Annotated in this window: 22 protein-coding genes; 13 read left to right on the plus strand and 9 right to left on the minus strand. The window is 71.3% G+C overall.

Annotated elements, in window-relative coordinates:
- Positions 1-25: 25 nt before the first annotated feature.
- A complete protein-coding gene (locus G4D85_RS44850) occupies positions 26-892 on the minus strand; it encodes a DMT family transporter (RefSeq protein WP_205525993.1) in 867 nt (288 codons plus the stop codon).
- Positions 893-1,132: 240 nt separating this feature from the next.
- Entirely contained in the window at positions 1,133-1,444 is a 312-nt protein-coding gene (locus G4D85_RS44855; protein WP_164020596.1) for a DUF378 domain-containing protein, read from the minus strand.
- A gap of 188 nt (positions 1,445-1,632) precedes the next feature.
- Here G4D85_RS44855 and G4D85_RS44860 point away from each other — a divergent pair, with 188 nt between their 5' ends.
- On the plus strand, positions 1,633-2,484 hold the full coding sequence (locus tag G4D85_RS44860; protein ID WP_240359889.1) for a YihY/virulence factor BrkB family protein: 852 nt from the start codon (positions 1,633-1,635) through the stop codon (positions 2,482-2,484).
- 74 nt (positions 2,485-2,558) lie between these two features.
- Here the strand turns inward: G4D85_RS44860 and G4D85_RS44865 are convergent, their stop codons facing one another.
- Together G4D85_RS44865 and G4D85_RS44870 are read right to left on the minus strand one after the other, a co-directional pair.
- Positions 2,559-3,929 carry a S41 family peptidase gene (locus tag G4D85_RS44865; RefSeq protein WP_205525994.1) on the minus strand — a complete coding sequence of 457 codons (1,371 nt, stop codon included), beginning with the start codon at positions 3,927-3,929 and terminating at the stop codon, positions 2,559-2,561.
- Between the two features lie 240 nt (positions 3,930-4,169).
- On the minus strand, positions 4,170-4,895 hold the full coding sequence (locus G4D85_RS44870; protein ID WP_164020599.1) for a helix-turn-helix transcriptional regulator: 726 nt from the start codon (positions 4,893-4,895) through the stop codon (positions 4,170-4,172).
- Between the two features lie 87 nt (positions 4,896-4,982).
- On the opposite strand from G4D85_RS44870, the gene G4D85_RS44875 reads away from it, so the two are divergent.
- On the plus strand, positions 4,983-5,744 hold the full coding sequence (locus G4D85_RS44875) for an alpha/beta fold hydrolase (RefSeq protein ID WP_164020601.1): 762 nt from the start codon (positions 4,983-4,985) through the stop codon (positions 5,742-5,744).
- Between the two features lie 9 nt (positions 5,745-5,753).
- Here G4D85_RS44875 and G4D85_RS44880 read toward each other — a convergent pair whose 3' ends face one another.
- The 3 genes from G4D85_RS44880 to G4D85_RS44890 form a co-directional block, all read right to left on the minus strand.
- Positions 5,754-7,160 (minus strand): MFS transporter, encoded by a 1,407-nt coding sequence (locus tag G4D85_RS44880; protein WP_164020603.1) that lies wholly within the window; start codon positions 7,158-7,160, stop codon positions 5,754-5,756.
- Entirely contained in the window at positions 7,154-7,936 is a 783-nt protein-coding gene (locus G4D85_RS44885) for an SDR family oxidoreductase (RefSeq protein ID WP_164020605.1), read from the minus strand. Before G4D85_RS44885 ends, G4D85_RS44880 begins: the two co-directional genes overlap by 7 nt.
- A gap of 118 nt (positions 7,937-8,054) precedes the next feature.
- The gene (locus G4D85_RS44890) at positions 8,055-8,501 is read right to left on the minus strand and encodes a MarR family winged helix-turn-helix transcriptional regulator (protein ID WP_164020607.1); all 447 of its coding nucleotides are present in this window, start codon (positions 8,499-8,501) and stop codon (positions 8,055-8,057) included.
- Between the two features lie 93 nt (positions 8,502-8,594).
- Here G4D85_RS44890 and G4D85_RS44895 point away from each other — a divergent pair, with 93 nt between their 5' ends.
- From G4D85_RS44895 to G4D85_RS44935, 9 genes are all read left to right on the plus strand, one after another.
- Positions 8,595-10,202 (plus strand): sensor histidine kinase, encoded by a 1,608-nt coding sequence (locus G4D85_RS44895; RefSeq protein ID WP_164020609.1) that lies wholly within the window; start codon positions 8,595-8,597, stop codon positions 10,200-10,202.
- Between the two features lie 64 nt (positions 10,203-10,266).
- Positions 10,267-10,935, plus strand: a complete 669-nt coding sequence (locus tag G4D85_RS44900) for an RNA polymerase sigma factor (protein WP_240359890.1) — start codon at positions 10,267-10,269, stop codon at positions 10,933-10,935.
- Entirely contained in the window at positions 10,932-13,946 is a 3,015-nt protein-coding gene (locus tag G4D85_RS44905; RefSeq protein ID WP_164020614.1) for a zf-HC2 domain-containing protein, read from the plus strand. Before G4D85_RS44900 ends, G4D85_RS44905 begins: the two co-directional genes overlap by 4 nt.
- Before the next feature lie 112 nt (positions 13,947-14,058).
- On the plus strand, positions 14,059-14,217 hold the full coding sequence (locus G4D85_RS44910) for a hypothetical protein (protein WP_164020615.1): 159 nt from the start codon (positions 14,059-14,061) through the stop codon (positions 14,215-14,217).
- A gap of 205 nt (positions 14,218-14,422) precedes the next feature.
- Entirely contained in the window at positions 14,423-14,971 is a 549-nt protein-coding gene (locus G4D85_RS44915; RefSeq protein WP_420821753.1) for an RNA polymerase sigma factor, read from the plus strand.
- Entirely contained in the window at positions 14,968-17,940 is a 2,973-nt protein-coding gene (locus tag G4D85_RS50520; RefSeq protein ID WP_164020620.1) for a CHAT domain-containing protein, read from the plus strand. The genes G4D85_RS44915 and G4D85_RS50520 overlap by 4 nt, the downstream gene beginning before the upstream one ends.
- 95 nt (positions 17,941-18,035) lie before the next feature.
- On the plus strand, positions 18,036-18,218 hold the full coding sequence (locus G4D85_RS44925; RefSeq protein ID WP_164020621.1) for a hypothetical protein: 183 nt from the start codon (positions 18,036-18,038) through the stop codon (positions 18,216-18,218).
- Between the two features lie 227 nt (positions 18,219-18,445).
- On the plus strand, positions 18,446-18,646 hold the full coding sequence (locus tag G4D85_RS44930; protein WP_164020623.1) for a hypothetical protein: 201 nt from the start codon (positions 18,446-18,448) through the stop codon (positions 18,644-18,646).
- 279 nt (positions 18,647-18,925) lie between these two features.
- Positions 18,926-20,299, plus strand: coding sequence for a M24 family metallopeptidase (locus G4D85_RS44935; protein WP_164020626.1), 1,374 nt, complete (start codon positions 18,926-18,928; stop codon positions 20,297-20,299).
- Here G4D85_RS44935 and G4D85_RS44940 read toward each other — a convergent pair.
- Positions 20,271-21,164 (minus strand): hypothetical protein, encoded by an 894-nt coding sequence (locus G4D85_RS44940; protein ID WP_164020627.1) that lies wholly within the window; start codon positions 21,162-21,164, stop codon positions 20,271-20,273. The genes G4D85_RS44935 and G4D85_RS44940 overlap by 29 nt on opposite strands.
- Before the next feature lie 308 nt (positions 21,165-21,472).
- Between G4D85_RS44940 and G4D85_RS44945 the strand changes: the two genes are divergently transcribed.
- Positions 21,473-22,762, plus strand: coding sequence for an alpha/beta hydrolase family protein (locus G4D85_RS44945; RefSeq protein WP_164020628.1), 1,290 nt, complete (start codon positions 21,473-21,475; stop codon positions 22,760-22,762).
- Positions 22,763-22,834: 72 nt separating this feature from the next.
- On the opposite strand, the gene rtcR is transcribed toward G4D85_RS44945, so the two are convergent.
- Entirely contained in the window at positions 22,835-24,478 is a 1,644-nt protein-coding gene (rtcR, locus tag G4D85_RS44950) for an RNA repair transcriptional activator RtcR (protein WP_164020630.1), read from the minus strand.
- Between the two features lie 144 nt (positions 24,479-24,622).
- On the opposite strand from rtcR, the gene G4D85_RS44955 reads away from it, so the two are divergent.
- The gene (locus G4D85_RS44955) at positions 24,623-25,858 is read left to right on the plus strand and encodes an RtcB family protein (RefSeq protein WP_164020632.1); all 1,236 of its coding nucleotides are present in this window, start codon (positions 24,623-24,625) and stop codon (positions 25,856-25,858) included.
- The last annotated feature ends 19 nt before the right edge of the window (positions 25,859-25,877 follow it).

The raw sequence follows: 25,877 nt of genomic DNA on the forward strand, positions 1-25,877 counted from the left end.
GCAAGGGGGGAATTGGGACGAGGGTTCAGGGTGTGGCGGACGGCTCCGGCAGGAGCCGCGCGGGGGCCCGGCGCTCGGCGGCCACCCAGGCGCCCGTCACCAGCACCAGCAGTCCTCCTACGATGCCAGCGGGCGTCAGCGCCTCCGCGAAGAAGACCATGCCCACCACCGAGGCAGTAAGGGGTTCCAGGTAGGTAAGGGCTCCCGCCGCCGCGGTGGGCACATGCCGCAGCCCGGCATTGAAGAGGATGTTTCCAATGAGGCCACACGCCACGCCGCCGACGAGGACTCGGAGTGTGGCTTCGTCCAGCGCCGAGGGCAGGGCCTCGGCGCCGAAGTACAGCAGCAGCGCGGCCATGGAGAGGGGAGCGTGCAGCGAGGTGACGGCGAGTGGAGAGTAGGCGCGCGCCGCTTCCTTCGAGCCCAGGACGATGACCGCGTAGAACAGGGCGCTCGCCGCGCCCAGCGTCGCGGTGAGCCCGGAGAAGGCGGTGCCGGGCTGGATGATGAGCAGGGCCAGGCCGAAGAGGGTGATGGGAACGCCCACCAGGGCCCGCGCGGAGACGCGCTCGCGCAGCACCCACGGTGCGGACAGCGCGAGCAGCAGCGGGGCGAGGTAGTGCGTCAGCACCGCCACTGACACCGGCCCGTTCCGTATCGCCGCGAAGAAGAGGGCCGTGTTGGCGGCGTCCGCCAGGCCGATGACGACGAGCGCCGCCGTGGCGCGCCTGTCCCTCAGGGCTTCGCGCCGCAGCAGGAAGGGCGCGGGGAGTGACATGGCGGTGAGCACCAGCAGCGCATTCTGCGGCCCGGACAGCCCCGCCGGCCGGAGGAAGAGGGCCCAGCACCCCCAGAGGGTGGCCCCGGCCGCGACCATGGCGAAGTACCGCACTGCTTTGACTCCCGGTGACACCGGTGCGCCCCAAGGCTCCGGCGGGGGCGCAGCGTACACCAGTGGGGGCGGACGCGTCGGCGCGCTGCCGCCTGCTCCCCCCGCGGCCAGGACACGTTCTTCCGGGGACGCACGCAGTCCGCGTTCCCACTCAACGCGGCTGCGCGTGCCGCACGTCGCGACGCATCACGGTAGTCACCGTCCAGCCGCATGGGGCGCTGGGAGGACCCTGTTGCCGCGTCAGGGCCGCACGTCGATGCGCCTGTTGGCTCCAGTCCCCGTCGTCCGGGTCGTCGTGGTCGTGGTCGTCGTATCCACCGGCCGGCTCCAGGGGAAAACGAGCGCGAGCGCCACTCCCGCCAGCCCCACGACGGAATAGACGAGGCGACCCGCCGCGCTGGTCTCCTCCCGCGCTCCGCCACCGAAGATGGCGTCCACGAGGTTCCAGTTGAAGAAGCCAATCAGGCCCCAGTTGATGGCGCCGATGATGACCAGCACGGCCATCACCTTGGCGAGCACTGCCTTCAAGCGGTCAGCATCCACGCGTTCCATGGCTCGTCTCCTCGGTATGAGGCGGCGAGCGGAGCTCCCGGAGAGAAGGCCCCGAGCCGCCTCTTCCATCAATCTATGGAGTCTCCAAAGGCGCGGCGAGGCTACCTTGGGAATGAGAGGTGAACATGGGAGACGTGGTCAGCGGACGGGTTGGCGGAGAAGCGCCTGGTTCGGACCAGGGCTCCGTCGTGGCACACAGAAGCACGCCCGGCGGCGCGGCGCGGTGGAAGGGGCTGCTGGGCAGGCTGCGCCAGGAGTGGAAGCGCAACAAGCTGAGTGACGCGGCGGCCGCCCTCACGTTCTACGGAGTCCTCGCCCTCTTTCCCTTCCTGCTCTTCATGGTCGCCCTCGCGGGCGTTGTCGTCCAACCCGAGCAGGTGCAGGCCCTCATCGGTGCGCTGGGGCGCGAAGTGCCTCCGGAGCTTGGTGCGCTGCCCTATGCACAGCTCGCGCAGCTCACCTCCGGGCCAGGCAGGGAATTGCTCACGATCAGCGCGCTGGCCGCGGTGTGGTCCGCGACCGCCGGGGTGGTGAGTCTCATGTCGGCCCTCAACACCGCCTACGGTGTGACGGAGAGCCGCCCGCGCTGGAAGGTCTACGGGGTCGCACTCGGGATGATGCTGGCGGGAGCCGTCCTGGCCCTGCTCGCAGGGCTGCTCGCGGTGGCCGCGCCAGCCCTTGCCACCCGGCTCGGACAGCCCTGGACGATGCTCGCGGGCTGGCTGAGGTTGCCCCTCGCGGCGCTGCTGATGATGGTCCTCTGGGCGACCCTCTATTCAGTGCTCCCGGATGCGCGGCAGAAGTTCAGGTTCTTCACGCCCGGCTCCGTGGCGGGGGTGCTCGTCTGGCTCGCGGCCTCGCTGGGCTTCTCCGCCTACGTCTCCCACTTCAGCACCTTCGGCATCACCTATGGCGCCCTGGGGGGCATCATCGTCCTGCTGCTGTGGATGTGGATTTCGTCGCTCGCGCTGATGCTGGGTGCCGAGATCAACGCCGTCCTCGCTCGCCGTCCCCCCGGCGACGCCGGAGTCCCGGCCTGAGTTGAGCGCGGGCGAGGCGTCCAACGATGCTCCCCGCCCGTCTCCCATCCGCCGGATGTCCACAGTGGAGCTGCTCAGCTTCCGGTGCGCGGTGCCTTGTCGACGTTGCCGTCCTCGTACAGATGGGTAAGCCCGGTCACCTTGCCCGAGGCATCCTTCTCGATGCGCAGGCGGAGGACTTCCACACCGTCGAGCGTGAGGGTGTCCGCGGTCATTGGAACCGCCCGCACCCTGGGGATGCCCTTCCGCCACTCGTACCAGAGCGAGCCATTCTCGAAGACGAGCGTGCGAGGCCCATAGCTCCCCGCGAAGCTCTTCAGCACCTCGGCGGTCAGTGTCACCGGCCTGGCGAGTGCCTCCACTCCCTGGATGGACCACTCGAGCCGCTTCTTCTTTCCGTCGTCCTTGACCGTGGCCCGCAGCTTCTTCAACGCATCCAGGTGGGCCGTTTCCTGCGCCTTGTCCGCGGGGACCTTGATATCCGGCGCCACGCCGGTGCCTTCCCAGTTGGTGCCGGTGACGGGATTCACCGCGCGGCCGAAGGGAACGCGCACCAGCAGGTGCACATCGTCGAGGAACTGGGCGTTCACCGGATGGGCGCCACCGCCGGTCGTCTCGCCGACGAGGGTGGCCCGCTTGAGGTTCTTCAGGTTGTAGGAGAACTCCTCGGCCGCGGAGAAGGTGCGCTGGCTGGTGAGGATGTAGATGGGCACGTCGGTCATCCGCTTGCCGGCCACATGGGCGGAGGTCCAGAACTGCTGGGTGATGTCGCCCTTGCGGATGTAGAAGCTGTTGAGGTGCTTGGGCTCGTCGAAGAAGTAGCTGGTGATGAGCTGAATCATCGACGGATCCCCACCGCCGTTGTTTCGCAGGTCGATGATGACCGCGTCGGAGTTGGCCAGGAATCCCATGGCGGCGATGGCGGTCTCTCCCGCCAGCTCCGCTCCCATGAAGCCGCGCAGGTCCAGGTAGCCAACATTCCCCGCGAGGCGCTCCACCTTCTCGAAGCCGAAGTTCCGCGACGCCATCTCCCGGCGGTGCTCCTCCCGGGCCTCCTGACTGGGGCCATCGGGGCCCATGCCCGGGGGCCTCGTGGGGGCGTAGTGGATGCTCAGGTGCTTGTCCTTGCTCACCTCCTGAAGGTCTCGGGTCAGGGCTTCGGCGAGCTCGGCCGAGTTGGCGAGCTTGTCGTAGGCGCCCGCCTTCAGCTTCTTGCGGAGGTTCGCCTCCATCTTCCGGGCCACGTCCGGGAAGACATACGTCTCATTCAGCGCCGTCGAGACACGGTCCACGATCTTCGCGCGCATCGCGGCGTCCACCGGCTCGCCGGCGCCGCGCCCCATCTGGGCGGGGGAGGCGGTCGAGACGAGCAGGGCGGCGGCACACAACAGTGCCCCAAGGCCTTCGCGCAGCCGGCTCCGGAACGCCTGCGGACCGCGAGTCATGCTCCCACTTTCGTTGCTGCTGCCTGCTGTCGTCATCGGAGCTCCTTGCAGCTGCGTGTCAATCCGCGGCGAGGCGTGGGCCTCGCTGCTGTCATGCGGCTTGAGAGTCATTGTGTCGGAAGGGCAGTTACAAGGGTCAACCTACGGAGTCGGGCACGGTGCGTGGCCTTGACGTCTCCTTCTCTTGGTCATGGTTGTGTCATGCCGGTCACCCCGGTTCGTGCCATGGCACCAAGGACATCAAGGGCTCTGGGCCTCCTGCTTCTGGGCGACGGCCTGGGCCTTCAGCCCTTCCATGTCGGGAACGAAGGAGCGCTCGGGGACGACGCGGGCGCGGCGGATGCGGTCCATGCGGAAGATGCGCGCGGCGGACTTCTCCACGTCCCGCGCGAGCACGTACCAGACGGGCGCCTCCACCAGCAGCCCATGGGGCTCGACCAGTCGCCGGCTCGCCTTGCCATGGCGGTCCTGGTAGTCGAAGGACAGGCACACCTGCTCGCGGAAGGCGCGCTCGAACACGGCGAGCAGCTCCTCGGGCGGTGTCCCCACCTCCGCCAGGACGCGGGCGCTGGCGGGCCGCCCCACCACCACGCGGCGGCAGAGCTCGCGCATGCCCCGGGCCCGCTCTTTCGGGACGCTGGCGAAGAGCTTCTCCAGCCCCGAGCGCGCGGCACTCCCCCAGGGGAGCGAGCTGGCGGTCGCCGACAGGTTCGCCGCGAGCCACAGCGCCACCACCTCCTCCAGCGAGAGGTGCACCGCCGTCAGCCCCCGGGCCCGCTCCAGCCGCACGCCGCCTCCCGGCCCGGAGTCGCTGCTGATGGGCACGCCCTGGTCCCTCAGCGTGGCGAGGTCTCTGTGCACCGTGCGCACGCTCACCTCCAGCGCGGCGGCAATCTCCGCGACGGTGGTGGCCTCGTGGGCCCGGAGGAAGTCCTGCAGCTGCATCACCCGCTCGACTCGTGCCATTGCTGCCAGTTTCTGACAGGGATGGGCCGTACTCCAAGGGTCATGACGCGCGGGAGCGCGCATCTTCAAGAGCGAGAGGAGACGGCCATGGTGAAGGGACCTGCTGGAGCGCTGTACGTCGACGACGGAGGGAAGGGTGGGGTGCCGGTGGTGTTCGTCCACTCGAGCTGCGGGAATACGACGCACTGGGCGGCCCAGCTCGCGCACCTCCGGAAGCACCGGCGGGCGGTGGCGTTGGACCTGCGCGGCCATGGGAAGTCGGCGCCGCCGGAAGACGTGGACATCACCATGGAGGACTTCGCCCGGGACATCGCGGCGGTGGTGGACGGGCTCGGGCTCCAGCGCTTCGTGCTCGTGGGGCACAGCATGGGCGGGGCCATCTGCGCGGCCTACGCGGGGCAACATCCCGACCGTGTCGCGGGCCTGTTCCTGCTCGACCCGGCCTCGGACGCGCGCGCGATTCCGGCCGAGCAGTCCGCGGGCCTCATGCAGGTGCTGGCGACGGAGGCGTGGAGCGCGGTCATCGAGGAGTTCTGGACGCCGATGCTCGCGGCCTCGCGGCCCGAGGTGCGCGAGCGCCTGCTCTCGCAGATGCGGGCCACGTCCCAGGCGGGGGCGCGCGCGGGGCTGGGGGCGCTGCTGACCTTCGACCCCGTCGCGGCGCTCCGGCGCTACCCGGGGCCGCGCCTCTCCGTCATCACCGCGTTCAACGAGGAGCCCGGCTCCTACCAGCGCCTCGTCCCCGAGCTGCCGTTCCGGAAGGTGGACGGCACCGGCCACTGGGTGCAGCTCGACGCTCCGGACGTGGTGAACGACCTGCTGGACGGGTTCCTCGCCACCGTCCGCTGAGCGTCCATCTCACCCGGCCGCGCCCGGCACCTCCCGCGTCCGTGGCCGGGGAGTGATTCCGAGCGCGCTGACGGCCGCGACCAGCGCCACGAGGATGGCGAACCACCAGCCATGGATGAAGGGGGCGAGCTGCCCTGTCGCTCCGGCCTCGCCCAGGATGACGACGAGGAGGCTCGTGCCGAGGGCCATTCCCACCTGGCGGCCCATGTTGACCACGGCGCTGCCGGTGGAGCTCTGGTGTGGCGGCAGCTCCGCGGTCGCCGAGGCGATGGCGGTGGGAAAGGCCAGCCCGACTCCGGCGCCCGTCAGCAGCCAGCCCGGAAGAATGGCGGTGAGGTACCCGGCCTCGGGGCCAAGGCCGAGGAGGATGAGGGCCGGGCCCAGCGCCATCATCAGCGCGCCCAGGCCGGTGACCACGCCCACCGAGTACCGTCTGCCCAGGCGCTGGCCGACCATGGCGAAGAGCGGAACCATGCAGGGGCCGGGGGCCACGGCGAGGCCTGTCTGGAGCGCGGACCAGTGCCACCGCTGCTGCATGAACAGGATGCCCGACAGCAGCTCGGCGGCGAAGGCCACCGAGAGCAGCAGCACCGTCAGGTTGGACCACGCGAAGGTCCGGTGCTTCAGCAGCGACAGCTCAATCACCGGACTCGGGTGTCGCGCGGAGCTGAAGACGAAGGCTCCCAGGGCGGCCACGGTGATGACCCAGCAGAGCGTGGCCGCCGTCGAGCCCCACCCCCAGCCGGGCGCCTCGCTGAGGCCGAGCGCGAGCGTGGCGATGGCCACGATGAGCAGCGCGCTGCCCAGGAAGTCCGGCAGGTGGGCCCGCTGCTGCTTCACGGAGGGGACGAACCTCGCCGCCGTCAGGATTGCCGCGACGCCGATGGGCAGGTTCAGGAGGAAGATGCCTCGCCACGAGGTGTCGACGAGCAGCCCTCCCACCACGGGCCCCGCCGCTCCCGCCAGCGCGCCGCTGGAGGCCCAGATTCGCGTGGAGCGGGTGCGCGTCTCCGCGGGGAGGACGGTGAGGACCAGGCCCAGGCTGGCGGGCGTGAGCACCGCCGCGCCAGCGGCCTGGAGGCAGCGGAACGCGACCAGCACCCAGAGGTTGCCGCTCAGCGCGCAGCCGAGGCTGGCGAGCGTGAACAGCGCGAGCCCGACCTGGAAGCCGGCCTTCCGCCCGAAGGAGTCCGTCAGCCGGCCGGCGGGCACCAGCAGCGCGCCGTAGAAGATGGTGTAGCCGTTGAGGACCCAGCTCAGGTGGGACAGCGAGGACTGCCCGAGGTCGGTGCCAATGTCACCGAGGGCGACATTCACGATGAACATGTCCAGGGTGGCCATGAACACCGCGGAGCAGAGAATGGCGAGGACGATGCCCGGATGGGCCGTCGGCTCGGAGGGCTGGGCCGCTACCATTGGAGATTGAGCGCCGAGCGGAGCGCGGTGTCGAAGGCCGGGTCATCGAGCTTCGCGCGCGAGGCGAGGAGCGCCTCGGCGTCCGGGCCGGCGGGCCAGCGGAACTGGCGCTCGGGGGACTCCACCGCGTCGGCGATGGTGCGCGCGATGGTCTCCGGCGGCGTCATCTGCTCCCGGGGACCGTACTTCCGCGACGCCGCGAGCGGGAGATACGGGTCCTTCTCACTGAAGTACGCGCGGGGGGCGTCCAGCGCACCGGTGCCAATCTGCCCCGGCTCCACGACGACGACGCGGACCCCGAAGTGGCCCAGTTCGAGGCGCAGCGACTCGCTCAGCGCCTCCAGGGCCCACTTGGTGGAGCAGTAGATGCCCGTCAGGGGGAGCGAGATGCGGCCGACCACGGACGAGACGTTGAGCACCGTGCCGGCGCGCCGCTCGCGCATCGCCGGGGTGAAGGCCTGAATCATCCGAAGCGCCCCGAAGACGTTGATCTCATAGAGGTTGCGGACCTCCTCGAAGGGAATCGACTCGAGCGGCGCCACCGCGATTTCGGCCGCGTTGTTGATGAGGACATCCACCCGGCCGGCCTGCTCCACGGCGCGCCGGACCGAAGTCTCGCTCGTCACATCGAGCGCCAGGCGCTCGGCGACGGGCAGGTCCGCGAGGGTCTCCACCTTGCGCGCCGTCGCGATGACCTCGTGCCCGCGGCGCGCGAGCTCCAGGGCGGTGGCCCTGCCCAGCCCCTTCGAACTGCCTGTGATCAGAATGCGTGACATGGAAGCGTCCTTTCTTGTGGAACCGCGCTGCTGCTGAAGTGGGGGAATGCCTGTAGATGCAGGTATTGAGTCGAAAAAAGAGGGCGGCCGGGTGAAGCCGGGCCGCCCTCGGGGGCTGTCAGTCTGGCGCGGCGCCCGCGGCAATCTTCGGCAGGGTGCGAAACGCCGCGTCCCAGGTCGTCGTGGAGATGCGCTCCTGGAGCCGCTCCTGGACGGCGCGCCAGTGGGGAATGGCCTTCGCGAGGAGCTCCTGTCCGGCCCGGGTGATGGAGAGGTACTTCTCACGCCGGTCCTCGCCGGCGCGGGTGGCGACCAGGCCCTCTTGTTCGAGCAGGCGGAGGTTGCGGGTCAGCGTCGTCTCCTCGAGCTGCAGCCCCGCCGCCAGGTCGCGCACCCGCACGTCACCCCTCCTGTTGAGGTGGGCCAGGATGGAGAACTGGGTGATGCGGAGCTTCACGGGCCGCAACGCATCGTCGTACAGCCGCGTCACCATGCGCGTGGTACGGCGCAGCGACTCGCAGAGGCACGTCGTCGGAAGCGGGCTTTCGGAGGAGGCTGGACCCATATTGCCTGTATATGCAGGCATCTGCCGGGCGTCAACGGAATCACCGGCCTCGTGCTTCGAGCGCCCGGGCGGCGGGTCTGTCACAGTGCGGGCATGGGGCCCCTGTTCGCCTACAGCCTCGTGCCCGTCCTGTCCGTGGCGCTGCTGCTGTGCTTCACCGCCGCGCTCCGGGGTCGCAATGCCCGGGGCCTGGCGCTCTACTGCCTGGCCACCGCCCTGTGGAGCGGCGCGCTGCTGCTGCTCTGCATCCCCCGCCTGGCCTGGGTGGGCGAGCGCTTCGTCACCATTGGCGCCTTCATCTCCGCCACCTACCTGCATGCCGCCTATGACGTGACGCGCCAGCGCTCCTACCGGCTGGTGGCGCTGGCCTACGCGGTGGCGGTGGCGGTGATGAGCCTGGGCGTCTTCGTCCCCAGCATCCTCTATGGCCCGGTGGCGCTGGGGCGCGGGCCGCTGTTCTGGCCGTCCATGCTGCTGGCGGTGGCCGCCGCCGCCGTGCCCCTGGTGCACCTGGCGCGCTCGTACCGGCACGAGGCCCCCGAGCGCCGACCCATCCTTCGCAGCCTGGGCATCGCGGGCGTGCTGGCGTACTCGGGCACCATCGGCAACGCCCTGCTGCTGTCGTCCGGCTACGCGCTGCCCTTCGGCATGTACCTCGTGCTGGCCGCGCTGCTGGTGCTGGTGCACGTCATCAACGCGCACCAGGCGCCCGGGGACAGGCGGCTGCTGGAGCGCAGCCTCGTCTACTCGGCCATGGCCGCGGTGCTGTCCGCGGGCTTCCTCTTCGGCGTGCTGACGCTGATGGCGGGCAGCGGCCAGCCCTTCCTCGCCGAGTACCGCGCGGGCGCCTTCTTCCTGCTGGCCCTGGCGGCGCTCGCCTTCGAGCCGGTGCGCCAGGGACTCCAGGAGTGGCTGGGCCGCCGGCTGCTCAAGGGCCGCGCCAGCGGCAGCGAGCTGGCCGCCGCGCTCGCCGCCCAGGAGGCCCGCGCGGACCAGGCGGCGCGGCTGGCCGAGCTGGGCCAGTTCACCGCTGCGGTAGCCCACGAGGTGCGCAACCCGCTGGGCGTGCTCGCCGCGCACCTCAAGCTGCTGGAGCGCCGGGGTGGAGACCCGGAGTCGGTGGCCGCCATGCGCGAGCAGATTGAGCGGGCCAGCCACTTCGTCGACGAGCTGCTCCGCTACGGCCGCCCGCGGCCATTGGACCTTCGTCGTGTAGACATTCCCGCCACCCTCGCGCTGTCCTACTCCACCGCACGTCAGGGGTTGGGTGCGCTCGCACCGGAGGTCTCGTTCGAGCCGCCGGAAAGCGAGTCATTGGAAGTCGAGGCGGACCAGGCACAGCTCTCACAGGTGTTTGTCATTCTTATCGAGAATTCCCTGCTCGCGCTGAGAGATGTGACAACCCCCCGGCTACGGGTGCGCTGTGAGCGGGCGGAGCGCACGCTCCGGGTCCGCGTGGAAGACAGCGGGCCCGGCATTCCCCCGGAGCTGCTGCCACGGCTGTTTCAGCCCTTCGTGACGGGCCGCAAGCGGGAGGGGCCCCGGCCGGGCACGGGCCTGGGGCTGGCGATTGCTCGCGGCATCCTCGAACGTCATGGAGGAAACATTCGCGCGGGCCGCTCGGAAGCGCTCGGCGGAGCCCTCTTCGAGCTGGAAATGCCTTTCACCCAGCCGGTTTCCATTGCCGCCGCAGTCTCCTGACGCATCAGGTCCCGCGAAAAAAACACAGTCGTTGTGAAGCCGGTCACGGCCCCGTCACGCGATAATGACTACGACAGGAGTACGGGGGGAGCGCTGGTTTCAAGATAAGAAACCAGACCCGCCGCGTCTGTTGGTTGAAACGGAGGGGGCCGTGAGAGCGAATAGAAGGCTGTGGGTGGTGAAGTCTCCAGCCGGGGGTGGGTTCGAGGCTTTCGCTTGGCGCGTGCAACCCACCTTGTTCTCTGTGCTGGGCAGGTATTGCGGCGGGATGGAGCACGACCTCGAGGACCTGGTGCATGATGTGTTGCTCCGGGCCCTGCTGCGTTGGTCGGAGGTGAAGCACCTGGACGAGGATGCGCAGCGGGCGTGGACGGGGCGGGTGGCCCACAACTGCTTCATGGACAGGTGCCGCCGGAAGGGAAGCGAGTCCAACCGGTTGGCGGCGCTGCTGCACCTCCACGAGCAATTCGAGCAGCCCCATGAGACGTGGGAGCCGGAGCTGTGGGAGTTCGTCGGCCCGGACGACCTGCTCCAGGCCATCGACAAGCTCAGCAGCCCGAAGCTGCGCCGGACGTTCGAGCTGTACCTGCAAGGCCACTCGTACGCGGAGATTGGCCGGGACACGGGGGAGAAGCCCGGCACGGTGGGCGCGCGGCTGAGCCGTGCACGCCGCGAGCTGCGAGTGCTGCTGAAGGAGCCCGCGGAGCAGCGGAGGCAGGAGCGGAAACGATGACGATGGACTGGTGCAACGAGCTGCCTCGCTTCCTGGATGGGGAGATGCCCTCCGAGGAGCAGGTGCTCTTCCGTGAGCACCTGGCGGGCTGTGAGCCGTGCGCCCTGGAGTTCCGCGACACGCTGCAACTGGAGCTGCTGGGGCAGACGACGGTGGAGGAGGGCCCGCTGCGCGCGTCCCCGGAGGCCCGCGCGCAGCAGGCCCCGCGCAGGCGGTGGTGGAAGGACTGGCGGGTGTGGCTGTCCGGGAGCGGGGCGCTGGCGGTGGGGCTGGTGGCGCTGCTGCTGCTCCCCTGGCCGCGGCAGGGCGACGCGGAAGAGGTGACCTGGCTGGTCCCCGAGGAGGGCCGGCACCTGGAGGCGCGGCTGACGTACGGCGTGGTGGACCGGAACCACCGGCGCTACGTGCCGGACCGGAGCGAGTCCGACGGGGCGCCCCGCGTGACGGCGCTGCCCCTGCACGCGCTGTCGCGACTGGAGGCCCGGAAGGACTTCCATGGCATCGCCACCGCGTACCTGCTGCATGGCGCGCCCTGGCAGGCCCGGGCCTTCCTGCAGCGGATGCCGCCCTCGGCGGACCGCTCCTGTGATCTGGCGGTGATTGCGCTGGAGCGGGCCCGCGACGTCGAGCCCGCGAAGGCCGATGGCACCCAGCTGAAGCAGACCTACCTGGATGAGGCGCTGGAGCTGCTGGAGGCCGTGCTGCGCGAGGCGCCGGCGCATCCGCAGGCGCTGTGGAACCGGGCGCTGGTGCTGAGGGAGATGGGGCTGACGCTGCTGGCGGCGGAGGCGTTCGAGGCGGTGGCGAAGCAGGGGGAGCCGGGCTGGAGCGAGGAGGCCTGGGGGCAGGCGCGGACGCTGCGCGACGCCACGCAGGCGCGCGGCCGCGAGTGGACGGAGACCTACGCCGCGACGCGGGACTTGATGACGGACCTGGGCGCGCGGCTGCCGCTGGCGGAGGCCCGCGTGCACCCGGGCATCGTCCGGCTGGCCTTCTACGACGCGGTGCGGGCGGCGCCCACGCGTGAGGACGTGCTGCGGCTGGCGCCGCTGGCGGAGGCGCTGGACCGCGAGTACGCGGGCAAGGTCCTGTCCGACTACGTGCGGCGCGTGGCTGCGCGGGACTTCACCCGCCGGGAGCCTGCTGCGCGGCGCTATGTGCAGGTGGCCCGGGAGGAAGTACCCGTCGACGCGGCGCTGCTGGAGGCGCTCCGGCGCTCGGGCGAGGAGGACATCTATTTCGGGGCGCTCGTGTTCGCGAGCGTCGCGAGGCGCACGGTGGACATGGAGGCGCTGGCTCGGCTGGCCGAGGCGCAGGGGGACCCGTGGCTGCAGCTCGTGGCCGAGCGTGAGTGGGCCGCGAGCGAGGCACGGGAGGGGCGGTGGTGGAACGCGGAGCAGCGGCTGAAGTCGGCCCTGGACACCTGCCAGGGCACGGCGCTCGTCTTCAGCTGCCTGCGCCTGGAGCGCGAGCTCACGGAGCTGTACCTGGAGCAACACCGCCCGGCGGAGGCCCTCCCGCATGCGTGGAGCGGCTGGAACCGGGCGAAGGCGGCGCGCGAATGGCGCTCCGAGCAGGGCTTCCTCCTGCAGCTGGCGGACATCGCCCGCTACCAGCACGCCTTCGCCAGCGCGCGCGCGTACCTGGAGGAGTCGCTGGCGCGGATGCCGGAGGACTGCGTGCAGCGCACGCACATCCACCGGAACCTGGCCGCGGTGGAGTGGGAGGGCTTCCGCCCGGATAGCGCCCGCCGCGCGCTGGACCGCGCCATGGCGTGTGAGCAGCCCCTGGGGCTGACCGGGGCCTTCGTGCTGTCGGACCTGGCGCGCTCCCGGTCCGAGCCCCGGGATGGGGACCACCTGCGTCGCGCGCTGGCCGAGCTGCGCCTCGCGGGCGTCTCGCCCGGCCGCGAGGCGCTGCTGCTCTTCATCGAGGGACAGTTCGAGCTGGCCCGCTCCCGTTCCGCGGGCAGTGTGCTGCTGTGGAGCGCCATCGATCTGGCGGAGCGGCGGCCGGACGACGTGGATGCGCGCAAGGCCCGGGCCTATGCCTACGGTGCCCTCATCGCCGAGGCGGCGAGGGCGGGGAACTGGTCCGACGCGCTCGCACTCCAGGGGCGCGAGCTCCGGATGGAGCTGGTGCCGGAGCGGTGCATGCTGGCGGTGTCCGTGCACCACGAGCGCACGGTGGTCCTCGCCCGGGGGCCTGGTGGCAAGCTGCAGGGGCAGCATGGCGACTCGCGCACCGAGCCGCTGCGGGGGGCGGACGGGCTGGTGCCGCCGCACCTGGTGGCGGAGCTGCGCGGCTGCGAGCACGTGGACGTGCTGGCGCTGCCGCCCGTGCACGGCCTCACCGGCCTGCTGCCCGTGGACCTGGCCTGGAGCTACCGCGTGGGCCGTCGCGCGGCGCCGCGGGCGGCCCCGGCGCAGACGCCCGCGCGCCACCTCGTGGTGACGGGCGTGACGGGCCCCGCGTCGCTGAGGCTGCCGCCGCTCGAGGTGCTGCAGCCGCCCCGGGTACCGGACCCGTGGCGCACGGAGCTGCGGGGCAGCCAGGCCACGCCGTCGAGCGTGCTGGCGGCCATGGCGGACGCCAGCGAGGTGGAGGTGCACGCGCACGGGATGTTCAGCTCCGCGGTGTCGGACGCCTCGCTGGTGGTGCTGTCGCCGGACCTGGACGGCCGCTACGCGCTCACCGCGGACCGGGTGCGGAAGGCCCGGCTTTCACGCGCGCCGGTGGTGTTGCTGGCCACGTGTAGCGCCGCGCGGACGGCGCCCTACCTGCACGAGCCCTTCAGCCTGCCGGTGGCCTTCATCGAGGCAGGGGCGAGCGTGGTGCTGGCCTCCACGACGGACATTCCCGACACGGCGGGCGAGTTCTTCGAGGAGGTGCGGGAGCTCATCCGCGGCAAGGCGCGGCCCTCGGTGGCGCTGAGGGATGCCCGTGCGCGCTGGCTGAAGGAGCACCCGGGCAACTCGCGCTGGCTCGCCCACGTCCTCCTGTTCGAGTGAGCGCGCGGGGCGGGCAGGTTCCTCGTAAGGAACCCCACCCGCTGCGTTGTCAGGGCAGGCGCGGGGCGTCGTCATCACGGCGGGCCACCGTGGCCGAGAGGGGGAACGTGAGATGCTGAGCTGCCAACCTGACAAGACGCCGGACAGGCCCGAGGTGAGGGACCCTCCGCCGAAGGAGCCCACCGGCCTGTGCCCGCAGCCCCCCGAGTCCAAGGAGGGCCGCGCCAGGCCCGAGGTGAGGGACCCTCCGCCGAAGGAGCCCACCGGCTGACGCCCGCACCGGCCACGGCCCCGCCGGAAGTCGGGCGGGGCTGTCGGTCAGAGGGCGGAACCCCGCGTGGCTGCGTCGGTTTCCGGACGACCCCCCAAGGATTCACCCTGAGCGCGTTCTGACCAGGCGTGAAGGAGGGCGGGGGTCGATGAGGGTCCAGCGCATTGCCACAGTGGTCCAATGGCCAGTGGCCTACAGTGAGAATGTGAGTCACGACGGCTTCGAGGAGTTCGCGCGCCGTGTCCGCCCCATGCTGCTGGCCCTGGCGAGGCGTATGTGCGGCCATGGCGGGGTGGACCCGGAGGACCTGGTCCAGGAGGCGCTCACGCGCGCGCTGTCGTACCACGGCGCGCTTGTCGCCCAGCCGGAGCCCGTGTACCGGGCGTGGCTGTGCCGGGCCCTCACCAACCACTTCCTCGACCTGTGTCGCAAGCGCCGCTCGGAGCTGCTGGAACATGAGCGCGGCGACCTGCGCCTGGTGCGCGGCGAGGTGGAAGCGCCGGACGCGCGCACGGGCGAGGCCTGGGAGCACATCTCCGACAAGGACTTCCTGGCCGCCATCGCCCGGCTCTCCAACCCGCGCGTTCGCGAGGCGTACGAGCTGCACGCCACCGGCCTGCGCTACCGCGCCATCGCCCAGCGCATGGGCGTACCCGAGGGCACGGTGGGGAGCTGGCTCTTCCAGGCGCGCAAGGAACTGAAGGCGCTGTTGCTGCCGCTGACCGGTGGTGATGGTGGAGGGGATGTGGAATGAGCCCCCATTGCAACAGGCTGTATCTCTTCCTGGACGGCGAGCTGGGCCCGGTGGACGAGGAGAACTTCCGCCACCACCTCGCGCGCTGCGAGCCGTGCGCCACCGGGCTGCATGAGGCGCTGCAGCTCGAGCTGCTCGGCCTGTATGCGCTGGGCGATGGGCAGGTGGCCGCGAAGGCCGCGGACGTGGGCGCGCCGGTGGACCTCGCGCAAGCGCGGGAGCGCCGCTGGCGACTGCCGCGAGGGCGCTGGCCCGTGGTCGCGGCGCTGGCCCTGGCGGCGGGGCTGGCCGCGCTCGTCGTCTTCATCCCCGCGTCGCGCGAGGCGCCTCGCGCGGTCTGGCTCGCCCAGGCGTCCACGCGGCAGCTGGAGGCGCGGGTGGCGTACGGCCGAGCGGACATGCACCGCCCCTACACGCCCATGCGCGGCGGCACCGTGACGCCCTCCTCCGCGTCGCCGCTGCCACTGCGGGAGCTGGCGGACCTGGAGGACCAGGGAGACCTGCACGGCATCGCCGCCGCGTACCTCGTCCGCGGGGACCTGCGGCAGGCCTCGGAGTTCCTGGGGCGCGCGCCGCCGTCGCCGGACCGGGACTGCGACCTGGCGGTGGTTGCGCTGGAGGAGGGCCGCCATGAGGAGGCGCTCGCGCTGCTGGAGGGCGTCCTGCGCCAGGTGCCCGAGCATCCGCAGGCGCTGTGGAATCGGGCGCTGGTGCTGAGGGACATGGGGCTGACGCTGCTGGCGGCGGAGGCGTTCGAGGCGGTGGCGAAGCAGGGGGAGCCGGGCTGGAGCGAGGAGGCAGGCATTCGCGCCCGGGCGCTCCGGCAGGGCACGCAGGCGCGCGGGCGGGCCTGGAAGGCGGCCCTCGCGGCGGTGCGCGACTTGATGGTGGACGCGAAGGCGCGGCTCCCGCTGGAGGAGGCGCGGCGGTATCCGGGCATCGTCCGGCTGGCCTTCTACGACGCGGTGCGGGCGGCGGGCTCGCGCGACGCGGCGCTGCGCCTGCTGCCGCTGGCCGAGGTGCTGGACGGTGTGCAGGGCGGCGACGTGCTGCGCGGCTACGTGCGGCGGGTGGCGGAGCGGGACTTCAGCCGCCGGGCGCCGCTGGCTCGGGACTATGCGCGGCTGGTTCGCGGCGAGCTGGCCTCGCCCGCGGACTTCGTGGAGACGCTGAGGCGCTCGGGGGAGGACGACCTGTACCTGGGGGCGCGCGTGCTCGTGCCGTCGGCGGACGCCTCCCGCCAGCGGGAGGCCTTCACCGGGCTGGCCCGCGAGGAGCAGGACCCGTGGCTGGCGCTGGTGGCCGAGCGCGAGCTGGCCAACCTCGAGGAGCACGAGGGCCAGTGGTGGAAGGCGGAGGCGCGGCTGCGGGCCGCGCTGGCGGCGTGCCAGGGCCCGGGGCTGGCCTTCCGCTGCGCCACGCTGAGGAAGCGGCTGGCGGACCTGTACCTTGCCCTCAACCGTCCGGCGGACGCCTTCGAGCAGGCGTGGAGCGGCTGGCAGGCGTCGCGCGAGCTGGGTGAGTGGGAGCTGGAGCAGCAGTTCCTCCAGGAGCTGGCGCACATCGCCCGCTACCGGCTGGATGTCTCCGGCGCGCGCGCCTACCTGCGCGAGTCGCTGGCGCGTACTCCAGAGGTCTGCGAGCAGCGGACGTACGTCCACCGCAACCTCGCGTACCTGTCCCTGCTGGACTTCGACCCGAAGGGCGCCCGGCACGAGCTGGAGCTGGCGCTGGGGTGTGGCCGTCCGCTGGGGCTGCCCGGGGCGCTGGTGCTGTCCTACCTGGCGCGCTTCGGCTCGGACGCGCAGGACGCGGACCTGCTGCGCCGCACCCTGTCCGAGCTGCGCCGGGGCCAGCCGACGCCGGGCGAGCTGGCGCAGCTGGCCTTCGCAGAGGGCCAGTTCTCCCTGGGGCAGGACCCCACCGCCGGTCGCGAGCTGCTGCATGGCGCGATTCGACAGGCGGAGGCGCTGCCCGATGACGTGGACGCCCGGAAGACGCGGATGGGCGCGTACAACGTGCTGGTGAGTGACGCGGGCCGTGGCGGCGATGCGGGCCAGGTGCTGGCGCTGACGGGCGCCGCGCTCCGCGTGGAGGTGCCCGGCCGGTGCGTGCTGGCGGTGGCGGTGGACTACGAGCGCTCGGTGGTGGCCGCGCGCGGACGGGGCGGCGAGCTGCTGGGGCACTTCGACGCGGGCCGCACCGCGCCGCTGGACCGGGACGCGTCCGGGCTGGTGCCCGCGCGGGTGCTGGCGGCGCTGCGCGGCTGTGAGCACGTGGACGTGCTGGCCCTGCCGCCCGTGCACGGCCTCACCGGCCTGCTGCCCGCGGACCTGGCCTGGAGCTATCGCGTGGGCCGCTCGGGGGGCGCACCGTCAGCGGTCCGCCGCACCGGGGGGACGCACCTGGTCGTCACCGGCGTGGAGGGGCCCGCCTCGCTGGGGCTGCCCCGCCTGGGCCCGCTGGAGCCCCCGACGGTGCCAGACCCGCAGCGGGTGGAGCTGAGCGGGCCCCGGGCCACGCCCTCGCGCGTGCTGGAGGCCATGGCGGCCGCCAGCGAGGTGGAGCTCCACGCGCACGGCGCCTTCAGCCCGGAGCTGTCGGACGCCTCGCTGGTGGTGCTGTCGCCGGAGGCTGACGGCCGCTACGCGCTCTCCGCCGCCCATGTACGGACCGTCCGGCTGGAGGGCGCGCCGCTGGTGCTGCTGGCCACGTGCGGCGCCGCGCGGGCCACGCCCTTCCTGCACGAGTCCTTCAGCCTGCCGGTGGCCTTCATCGAGGCCGGCGCGTCCACCGTGCTCGCCTCCACCGTGGACATCCCGGACTCGGCCGGACGCTTCTTCGAGGCGGTGCGCGAGCGCATCCGCGCGGGCGTGGTGCCGTCCATCGCGCTGCGGGACGCGCGGCGCCAGTGGCTGGCCGCGGACCCCGGCGCGGCCTGGGTCCAGGCCGTGCTGCTCTTCGAGTAACAAGAAATCCAACCGCCCACGTCTTACCGGTGCGGTTGCACGGTGCCGGCGCGTGGCCGGACCGTGGATGGCCCATGCAAGAGGAGGGGGACGCCATGGCGAAAGACGTTTCGAGGCTGGATGGACAAGAGGGACCGGTGGAGGGCATCAACCCCAAGGACCCGCCCCCGGAAATCACCAAGGGGCTCGCGGCCGACCGGCCCTACTCCGCCAGGATGTCCGTGCCGACCTCCCTCGTCGCCGTGGAGGCGCCGGAGGGAGACGAGGACGGCCGGTAGCCAGCGCTTCCAGGGGTGTCTGGACTCTGATCCAGCGCTTCCTGCCCTTCGGGGCATCTCCCTCCAGGGAGGTGCCCCGAAACTTTTTTGAGCAGACCGCACAAGAAAAAGGGCTGTGTACGTATTTGAAGAGGAAGGGCGGCGCGGTGGCGACACCGCGCAGCCAGCATCGCAAGGGGGGAGTGATGTTTCGTTGTGACGCGCGCAGTCATGGAGAGTCCAGCGGAATGTGGGCGCCCGAGGACGGGCGTGGGGCCTTGGGGGGCCCCTGGGCGGCGAGGGCGCTGGTGGCGGAGGGGAATGCGGCGCGCGTGCTTCAGGAGAAGTCGGGGTTCGAGCTGTTGTCCGGGGGGGACGACGAGGACCTGGGGGGGCTGGAAGTCGAGTTGTTCTACGAGGACGACCTGGAGTTGATCGCCAGCTACTGATGTATGGCGCGAGGGGCTGGACGCTCCGCTCTGGCAGACGGCGTCGGGGGACGACCGTCAATCCAATGGGTGGGCTCGTCGCGGCCTGGGGGGACGAGCGCAAGACTCGGTAGGAGAAGAACGGGTCCACCTGAGGGAGAGCCGGAGTGCGGCGTTCAAGGGGATGGGCGGCGGATGCGCCCCAGGTCCTCCGCCTCCGGAGACTCCAAGCTCCGGGGGCGGGGGGCCCCTGGTTTCCTGGAGTAGGGTGCGGGCTCCTTCTTGATGGGGAGTCCTCGAATGCGAAGTGGAAGCTGGGCAATCCTCTCCTGTGTGCTGCTGGCCGCCTGTGCCACGCCGGCCCGGAGGGGGACGGTCGCCGATGCGCCGCGCCTGCTGCCCTGGTCCGAGCAGATTGCCGTGCGCGAGGCCTGGCTGGAGAAGCGCCACGGAATGCTCCTGGACATGATGCACCGTCACGGCGTGGGCATGTGGATCATCGTCAACGAGGAGTTCCATGATGATCCGCTCACGCAGTTCGTGGCGCCGCCGCGCCCGTACGCCGGCAACCGGGACGTGTTCGTCTTCGTGGACGCGGGTACGGAGGGGCTGAAGCGGGTGGCGCTGACGGGCTACTCGGAGGCGGCGCTCAAGCGCTTCTTCGAGCTGCCCGCCGAGGGCCGCACGGCGCGCGAGGTGCTGGCGGAGCTGGACGCGCGCCACCAGCCGAAGACCATCGCCCTGGGCATTGGCGGCAAGCGCGGCGTGACGCGCAGCCTGACGCGTGACGGGTATGCCTTCCTGGTGGAGGCGCTGGGCGCGGGGGCGGAGTCGCGCTTCGTGAGCGCGGCGCCGCTCATCGAGGAGTACCTGGACACGCGGCTGCCCGAGGAGCACGAGCACTACCGCACGCTGGTGGCGCTGACGGAGGCGGTGGTGAAGGAGGCCTTCTCGCCCGAGGTGGTGGAGCCGGGGAAGACGACGGTGGGCGACGTGCGCCGCTGGCTCTACGACAGGCTGTGGGAGCTGGGGGTGGACACCTGGTTCCAGCCGGACCTGCGCGTGCAGCGCAAGGGCCTGACGAAGACCACCTCGCGCGGCTTCCTGGCACCCGCCACGGAGGACGTGGTCATCCAGCGTGGAGACCTGCTCCACGTGGACTTCGGCATCACCTACATGGGGCTGAACTCGGACTGGCAGAAGATGGCGTACGTGCCGCTCGAGGGCGAGACGGACGTGCCCGAGGGGCTGAAGCGGGCGCTGGCCAACACGCATGCGCTGCAGGACGCGCTGATGCTGCGGGCGTCGCGCCCGGGCCGCTCGTCGGCGGACGTGTATGAGCAGACGATGGCGGAGATGAAGGAGAAGGGAATCGAGGCGATGGTGTACAGCCACCCGCTGGGCAACCAGGGCCACGCGCTGGGCGCGAGCATCGACTTCCGCTCCGCCAACCGCAAGGAGGAGCCCAAGCTGCTGCGCGAGGGTTCCTACATCGCGATTGAGCTGAACACGGCCACCGAGGTGCCCGAGTGGGACGGGCAGAAGGTGTTCGTGATGATGGAGGACCCGGCGTACCTCACCGCCGAGGGCTGGAAGTTCTTCGTGCCCCGGCAGGAGGCCTTCTACTTCCTCGGGCGCAAGGGCGTCACAACCCGAGGAGCGCCCCTACACTGAAGGCCCACATGCGGTGGGCGTCGGGGCGTGGGCCGTCCTCGGGCCGGCCCAGGTCGATGCGGACGCCCGCGCGAAGGGAGGCGCCGCCGAGGCGGGCGCGGACGAAGGGCTCCAGCGAGAGCTGCGAGTCGTTGCCGTCCCAGGTCGCCGCGGTGAGGCGGGGAGAGACGACCTGCGCGCGCACGCCGGGCTCCAGCAGGCCGAGCCCGAGCGAGGCCTCCGCGCTGCCCTGCGCGACGAAGTGGGTGTCCTCCGAAGCGCGGGAGAGGGGCACCAGCATGCCCACCGCCACGTCGGCGCGGAGCTGGAAGCCGGGCAGGTCCACGCCCGCGGCCAGGGGCAGCACCACGGAGGTGGTGTCGAGCGCCCACAGCCACGGGTCCGCCAGCCCGCGCACGGCGGTGGCGGCGGCGTAGTTGGCGCCCTCGGCGAGCGCGGGCCCTCCCGGCTGGAGCGTGTCGTCGCGCAGGGCAATGGGAATGGCCACGGCGGCGCCCGCGCGGAGGAAGAGGCTGTCATTCACGGCCGTGCTGACATGGTGCAGGCCGACGAGGAGGTTGGAGGAGCCGACATGGCTCCACTCCCGACTGCCTCCGGAAGCGACGGAGGTGTAGGGCAGGCCCCAGTCCAGGCGGAGCTGGCCGTGCTCGGACACCTTGAAGCCGGCGGAGAGCGTGGGGGAGAAGTGGCGCGTGGCGACGTCGTCCAGCCGGGGCGCGGATGAGAAGAGGAGGGTGGTGGCGAGGAAGTTGTCGGGCTCGCGGACCTGCGCCATGGCGGCGGTGCTCGTAAGCGCGACGCAGGCGGCGAGGAGCCACGCGGCGGTCCTGCGATGCAGGTTGAGAAAATGCGAAGACGTCTTCATGGCACTGACCCCGCGGAAGCCCGTCCGGCTCGCGGGTCCCCCTCTTCGTGAAACACCGACGAGGGTAGAGACGGTCACACGCTCGTTTGTTGGACTGCTTTTTTCCGGACGGCATGAGCGGTCCAGTGCCCGGTTGTCACCGGAAGGGCCCACGCCGCGCGTGGGATGGCCAGCTTTCCATCGAGGAGGGCGACGATGCGGGCCGCCTCGATTGCTTTGGCCCTCGGTGTGTTCACGAGCGGGCTGTTCAGCGGCCTGCCGGCCGTCGTGCTCTTCCTGCTCCCTGCGTCATCCGGAAGGTGGCACCCATGAGCCCGGGCTTCCGCTCACGTGTGCATTCGTGGCGAGCCTGGGTGCTGGCCGTGGTGGCGGAGGTCCGGCGCCAGCTGTACCTGTGGAGTCAGCGGCGGCGCCCCGTGGAGCTGCCCGCTCCGACAGGGCCATTCCCGGTGGGCCGCAGTGCGCTCGACGTGGTGGCCCATGAGCGCCAGGAGCCGTATGCGCGGCGGCCAGGGCGGGAGCTGTCGGTGATGCTCTGGTACCCGGCGACGCCCGAGCCGCACGCGCGAGCGGGGGCCTACCTGCCGGGGGCCTGGCGGCGCGCGGGGCACTTCTGGGGCTTCGCTTCGAAGCGGGTGCGCGCACATGCCATCCCGGAGGCGCCCGTGGCGGATGCGCAGGCGCCCCATCCCGTGCTGCTCTTCTCTCCCGCGGGCTTCCCTCCACCCTTCTACACAGCGCTGTTCGAGGAACTGGCGAGTCACGGGTACGTCGTCGCGGCGGTGAGCCATACGTACGAGATGCTCCCCGTCTCGGTCTTCGCGGACGGGCGCGTGCGCTGGTTCCGCCCGTCGAGCGTGGGTGGCGCGCTCTCGGTGTCGCGCGGGCCGCAGCCGGAGGACGTGCGCAAGCGCGCGGCGGTGGTGGAGGTGAAGGCGGATGACCTCCGGAGCGTGGTGGCTCGGCTGGAGCGCCTGGGCGTGGAGCCCGGCCGGTTCGCTGGAAAGCTGGACCCGAACAGGGTGGGCGCCATGGGCCACTCCATGGGAGGCAACGCGGCGGCGGAGTGGTGTGCCAGGGACGCGCGCTGCCGGGCGGTGGCCGTCCTGGACGGAGGGCTGTGGACGGCCGTGGCTCGGGGTGGCGTGGCGCGGCCGGTGCTCGAGGTCTTCGGAGAGCATCCGGAGTACACGCAGCCCTGCGGCGAGTCCGTGCGGCGCGGCATGTTCACCTCGGAGGACTACTGCCGGGCGGACCAGCGCCACGTGCTGCGGGGCTGGCAGCGGCTGTACGCGGAGGCGCGTCCTGGCTACAGCTTCCAGATTCACGGAGCGGGGCACGCGAGCTTCACGGACTGCGGCTTGCTGCCCCTGCGCACCTGGTCGCCAGCGGGTCAGGCGATGGGGACCATCGGCGGCGACCGGATGTGGCGGGTGCTGGGAGACTGCCTGCGCGCCTTCTTCGACCGCCACGTGAAGGGAGTGCCCGCGCCGCTCCTCGACGACCCGGCCCATGAGTACCCGGAGGTGGTGTCGGCCGCGCCGGAGGTGCTCTTCACCGCGAGGCCGGAGGCGACTCCGGTGCAGCTCTCACCATGAGTGGTCCGCGTGTGCGCCCGCCGGCTGGAAACGCGGAGCCGTCCCATGCTGTCGGGACGAGCCCTCGCGCGCTCACGCCGCTTCCGTTGCTCCGCGCCCGCTCACGTCCGCCCAGGTGAGGCCGAAGCGCGCGAGGTACTTCTTCAGCCGGTCCGCGTCGTTGGTGCTCTTCTTCTGCGTGCGCGACTGGGCGAACAGCACCCGACCGGCATCCGACAGCGAGCGCGCCGCCCGGCAGACGCTCAACACGTCCGCGAGCTGCACGCGGTCGAACCGGTCCAGCTCCCGGGCCAGGTCTTCACCGAGTAGCTCCGCCACCAGGTCCACCGCCCCGGCGCGTGAGTCGCGCGCTCCCGCCGGGCGCCACTGCTCGCGCAGGCGGGCAATCTCCTCGTCCACCACCTCGCGGGTAATCCGCCCGCCCGCGGCGAGCGTGGACATGCGCAGCACGGCGGCGTTGAGGTCCCGGAAGTTGCCCGACCATCGCGCCTCCGGCGACGTGGCGAAGCCGAGGAACTGCTCCTGCGCCTCCTTGTTCATGGTGACGCGCGTATCCATCGCCTCGGACGCCTGGTCCAGCTCGTAGAGGAGGTTGGGAGGAATGTCCTCGGGACGCTCCCGCAGCGCGGGCAGCCGGAAGGTCCACAGGTTGATGCGCGCGAGCAAATCCTCGCGGAAGCGCCCTCGCTCCACCTCCAGTTGGAGGTCGCGGTTGGTGCCGGCGATGAGCTGGAAGTCGCTCTCCACCTCCTTGTCGGAGCCCACCGGCAGGAAGCGCTTGTCCTCGAGCGCGCGCAGCAGCATGGCCTGCTCGTCCGCGCCCAGCTCGCCAATCTCGTCCAGGAAGAGCACGCCGCCGTTCGCCTGCCGCAGCAGGCCCGGCCTGTCCTGCAGGGCCCCGGTGAAGGACCCCTTCACGTGGCCGAAGAGGGCGGACATGGCGCCGTCACCGCGCAGCGTGGCGCAGTTGAGGTCCACGAAGGCGCCAGCCACCCCGCGCCGTGCCTTCTTCAGCGCGTAGATGCGGCGCGCGAGCTGCGACTTGCCCGCGCCGGTGGGGCCGGTAATCAGCAGCGGCGCGCGGGAGTGGACGGCCACCTGCTCGATGCGCTCGATGAGCCGGTTGAAGGCAGGGTTGAGTGTGTCGATGCCGGCCTTGAGGAAGGACAGGCCCTCGCGCTGCTCCTGCCGGAAGCGCGCGGCCAGCGTGTCGTACTGCGACAGGTCCAAGTCGATGAGGGTGTGCGAGCCGGGGCCCGAACGGTCCCTCCCGGTCCCCGCGGGCGACACCTGCACCAGCTTCCCGGGGATGAGCCGGCTCTCCACCAGCAGGAACATGCAGATCTGCGCGATGTGCGTGCCGGTGGTGATGTGGACGAAGTAGTCCTCTTCCTCCGGGTTGAAGGTGTAGCCGCGCACGTGGTCGAGCAGCGCGCCGTACGTCTCCTCCAAATCCCACGGGTCCTGGATGTCCAGCACCGTGGGGCGCACCTCCGTCTCCGGTGACACCTGCCGGATGTCCGCCACCAGCAGCGACGCGAGCGACGTGGCGGTGGGCGGGTGCAGCAGCTCCAGCCGGTGCACCACCAGGTCCTCTTGCTGGCACAGCGCGACGGTGGGCCGCCATTTTGTCCACCGCTGCGGGCCCTGCCCCGTGTCCAGCGTCGTCCCGAGCATCCCGAGGACCACTGTCTTGCGCGCCCGTGCTTTCGCCATGGAGATAGGACTTTATCCCAGAGGATAGGGAAAGGCACCCGTCTGGAGGGCTCTCCCTCGGGAGAAAGGTTGGCACGCCGGCTGCTTTACCTCCCGACGTGCCCGGGACGCAGAGCCCGGGCGGACGACCGAAAGGTGCAGGCCATGAACCGCAACAACGCGAACTACGAGGTGCTGTCGGACGAGGCGGGTCGCCCCATCAAGGCGTGGACGGTGGGCGTGCCGTTCGAGGACGAGGCGAAGAAGCAGCTCCGCAGCCTGCGCGGCCTGCCCTTCATCCATAAGTGGGTCGCGGTGATGCCGGACGTGCACCGCGGTTACGGCGCGACGGTGGGTAGCGTGGTGCCGACGGTGGGCGCGGTGGTGCCGGCGGCGGTGGGCGTGGACATCGGTTGCGGGATGATTGCCGTGCGCACGACGCTGCGCGCGGACCAGCTCCCGGACTCGCTGCGTGGGGTGCGCTCGGCCATCGAGCGGACGGTGCCGCACGGCCGTACGGACAATGGCGGCCGTAACGACGCGGGCGCGTGGCGCGTGGCGCCGGCTCAGCACCAGGCGGCGTGGTCGCGGCTGATGGAGGGGTACGACCGCATTGTCGGGAAGCATCCGCGCATCGGCCGTGGCCCGGACCTGGCGCACCTCGGGACGCTCGGGACGGGTAACCACTTCATCGAGCTGTGCCTGGATGAGGCGGACGGCGTGTGGCTGATGCTCCACTCGGGTTCGCGCGGCGTGGGTAACCGCATCGGGAGCTACTTCATCGAGCTGGCGAAGGAGGACATGCGCCGGTTCTTCATCAACCTCCCCGACGCGGACCTGGCGTACCTGGCCGAGGGTACGGAGCACTTCGAGGACTACGTCTTCGCGGTGAGCTGGGCGCAGGACTACGCCGCCACCAACCGCCAGCTGATGCTGCACTCGGCGGTGGAGGCCCTGAAGCTGAGCGGTGAGCTGCCGCCGTTCGAGCTGATGGAGGAGGCGGTGAACTGCCACCACAACTACATCGCCCGTGAGCACCACTACGGGAAGAACTGCTTCGTGACGCGCAAGGGCGCGGTGCGGGCGCGCGAGGGCGACCTCGGCATCATCCCCGGCAGCATGGGGGCGCGTTCGTACATCGTCCGCGGGAAGGGGAACGAGGAGAGCTTCCACTCCTGCAGCCACGGCGCGGGTCGGGTGATGTCGCGTGAGGCGGCGAAGAAGCGCTTCACGCTGGAGGACCACGCGAAGGCGACGGCGGGCGTGGAGTGCCGGAAGGACGTCGACGTCATCGATGAGACGCCGGCTGCGTACAAGTCCATCGACGCGGTGATGGCGGCGCAGGCGGACCTGGTCGAGGTCGTCCATACCCTGAAGCAGGTGGTGTGCGTGAAGGGGTAGGGCGAGGGGCAAGAACCGA

It is taken from the genome of Pyxidicoccus trucidator (assembly GCF_010894435.1).
In the GTDB taxonomy this organism is placed as follows: domain Bacteria; phylum Myxococcota; class Myxococcia; order Myxococcales; family Myxococcaceae; genus Myxococcus; species Myxococcus trucidator.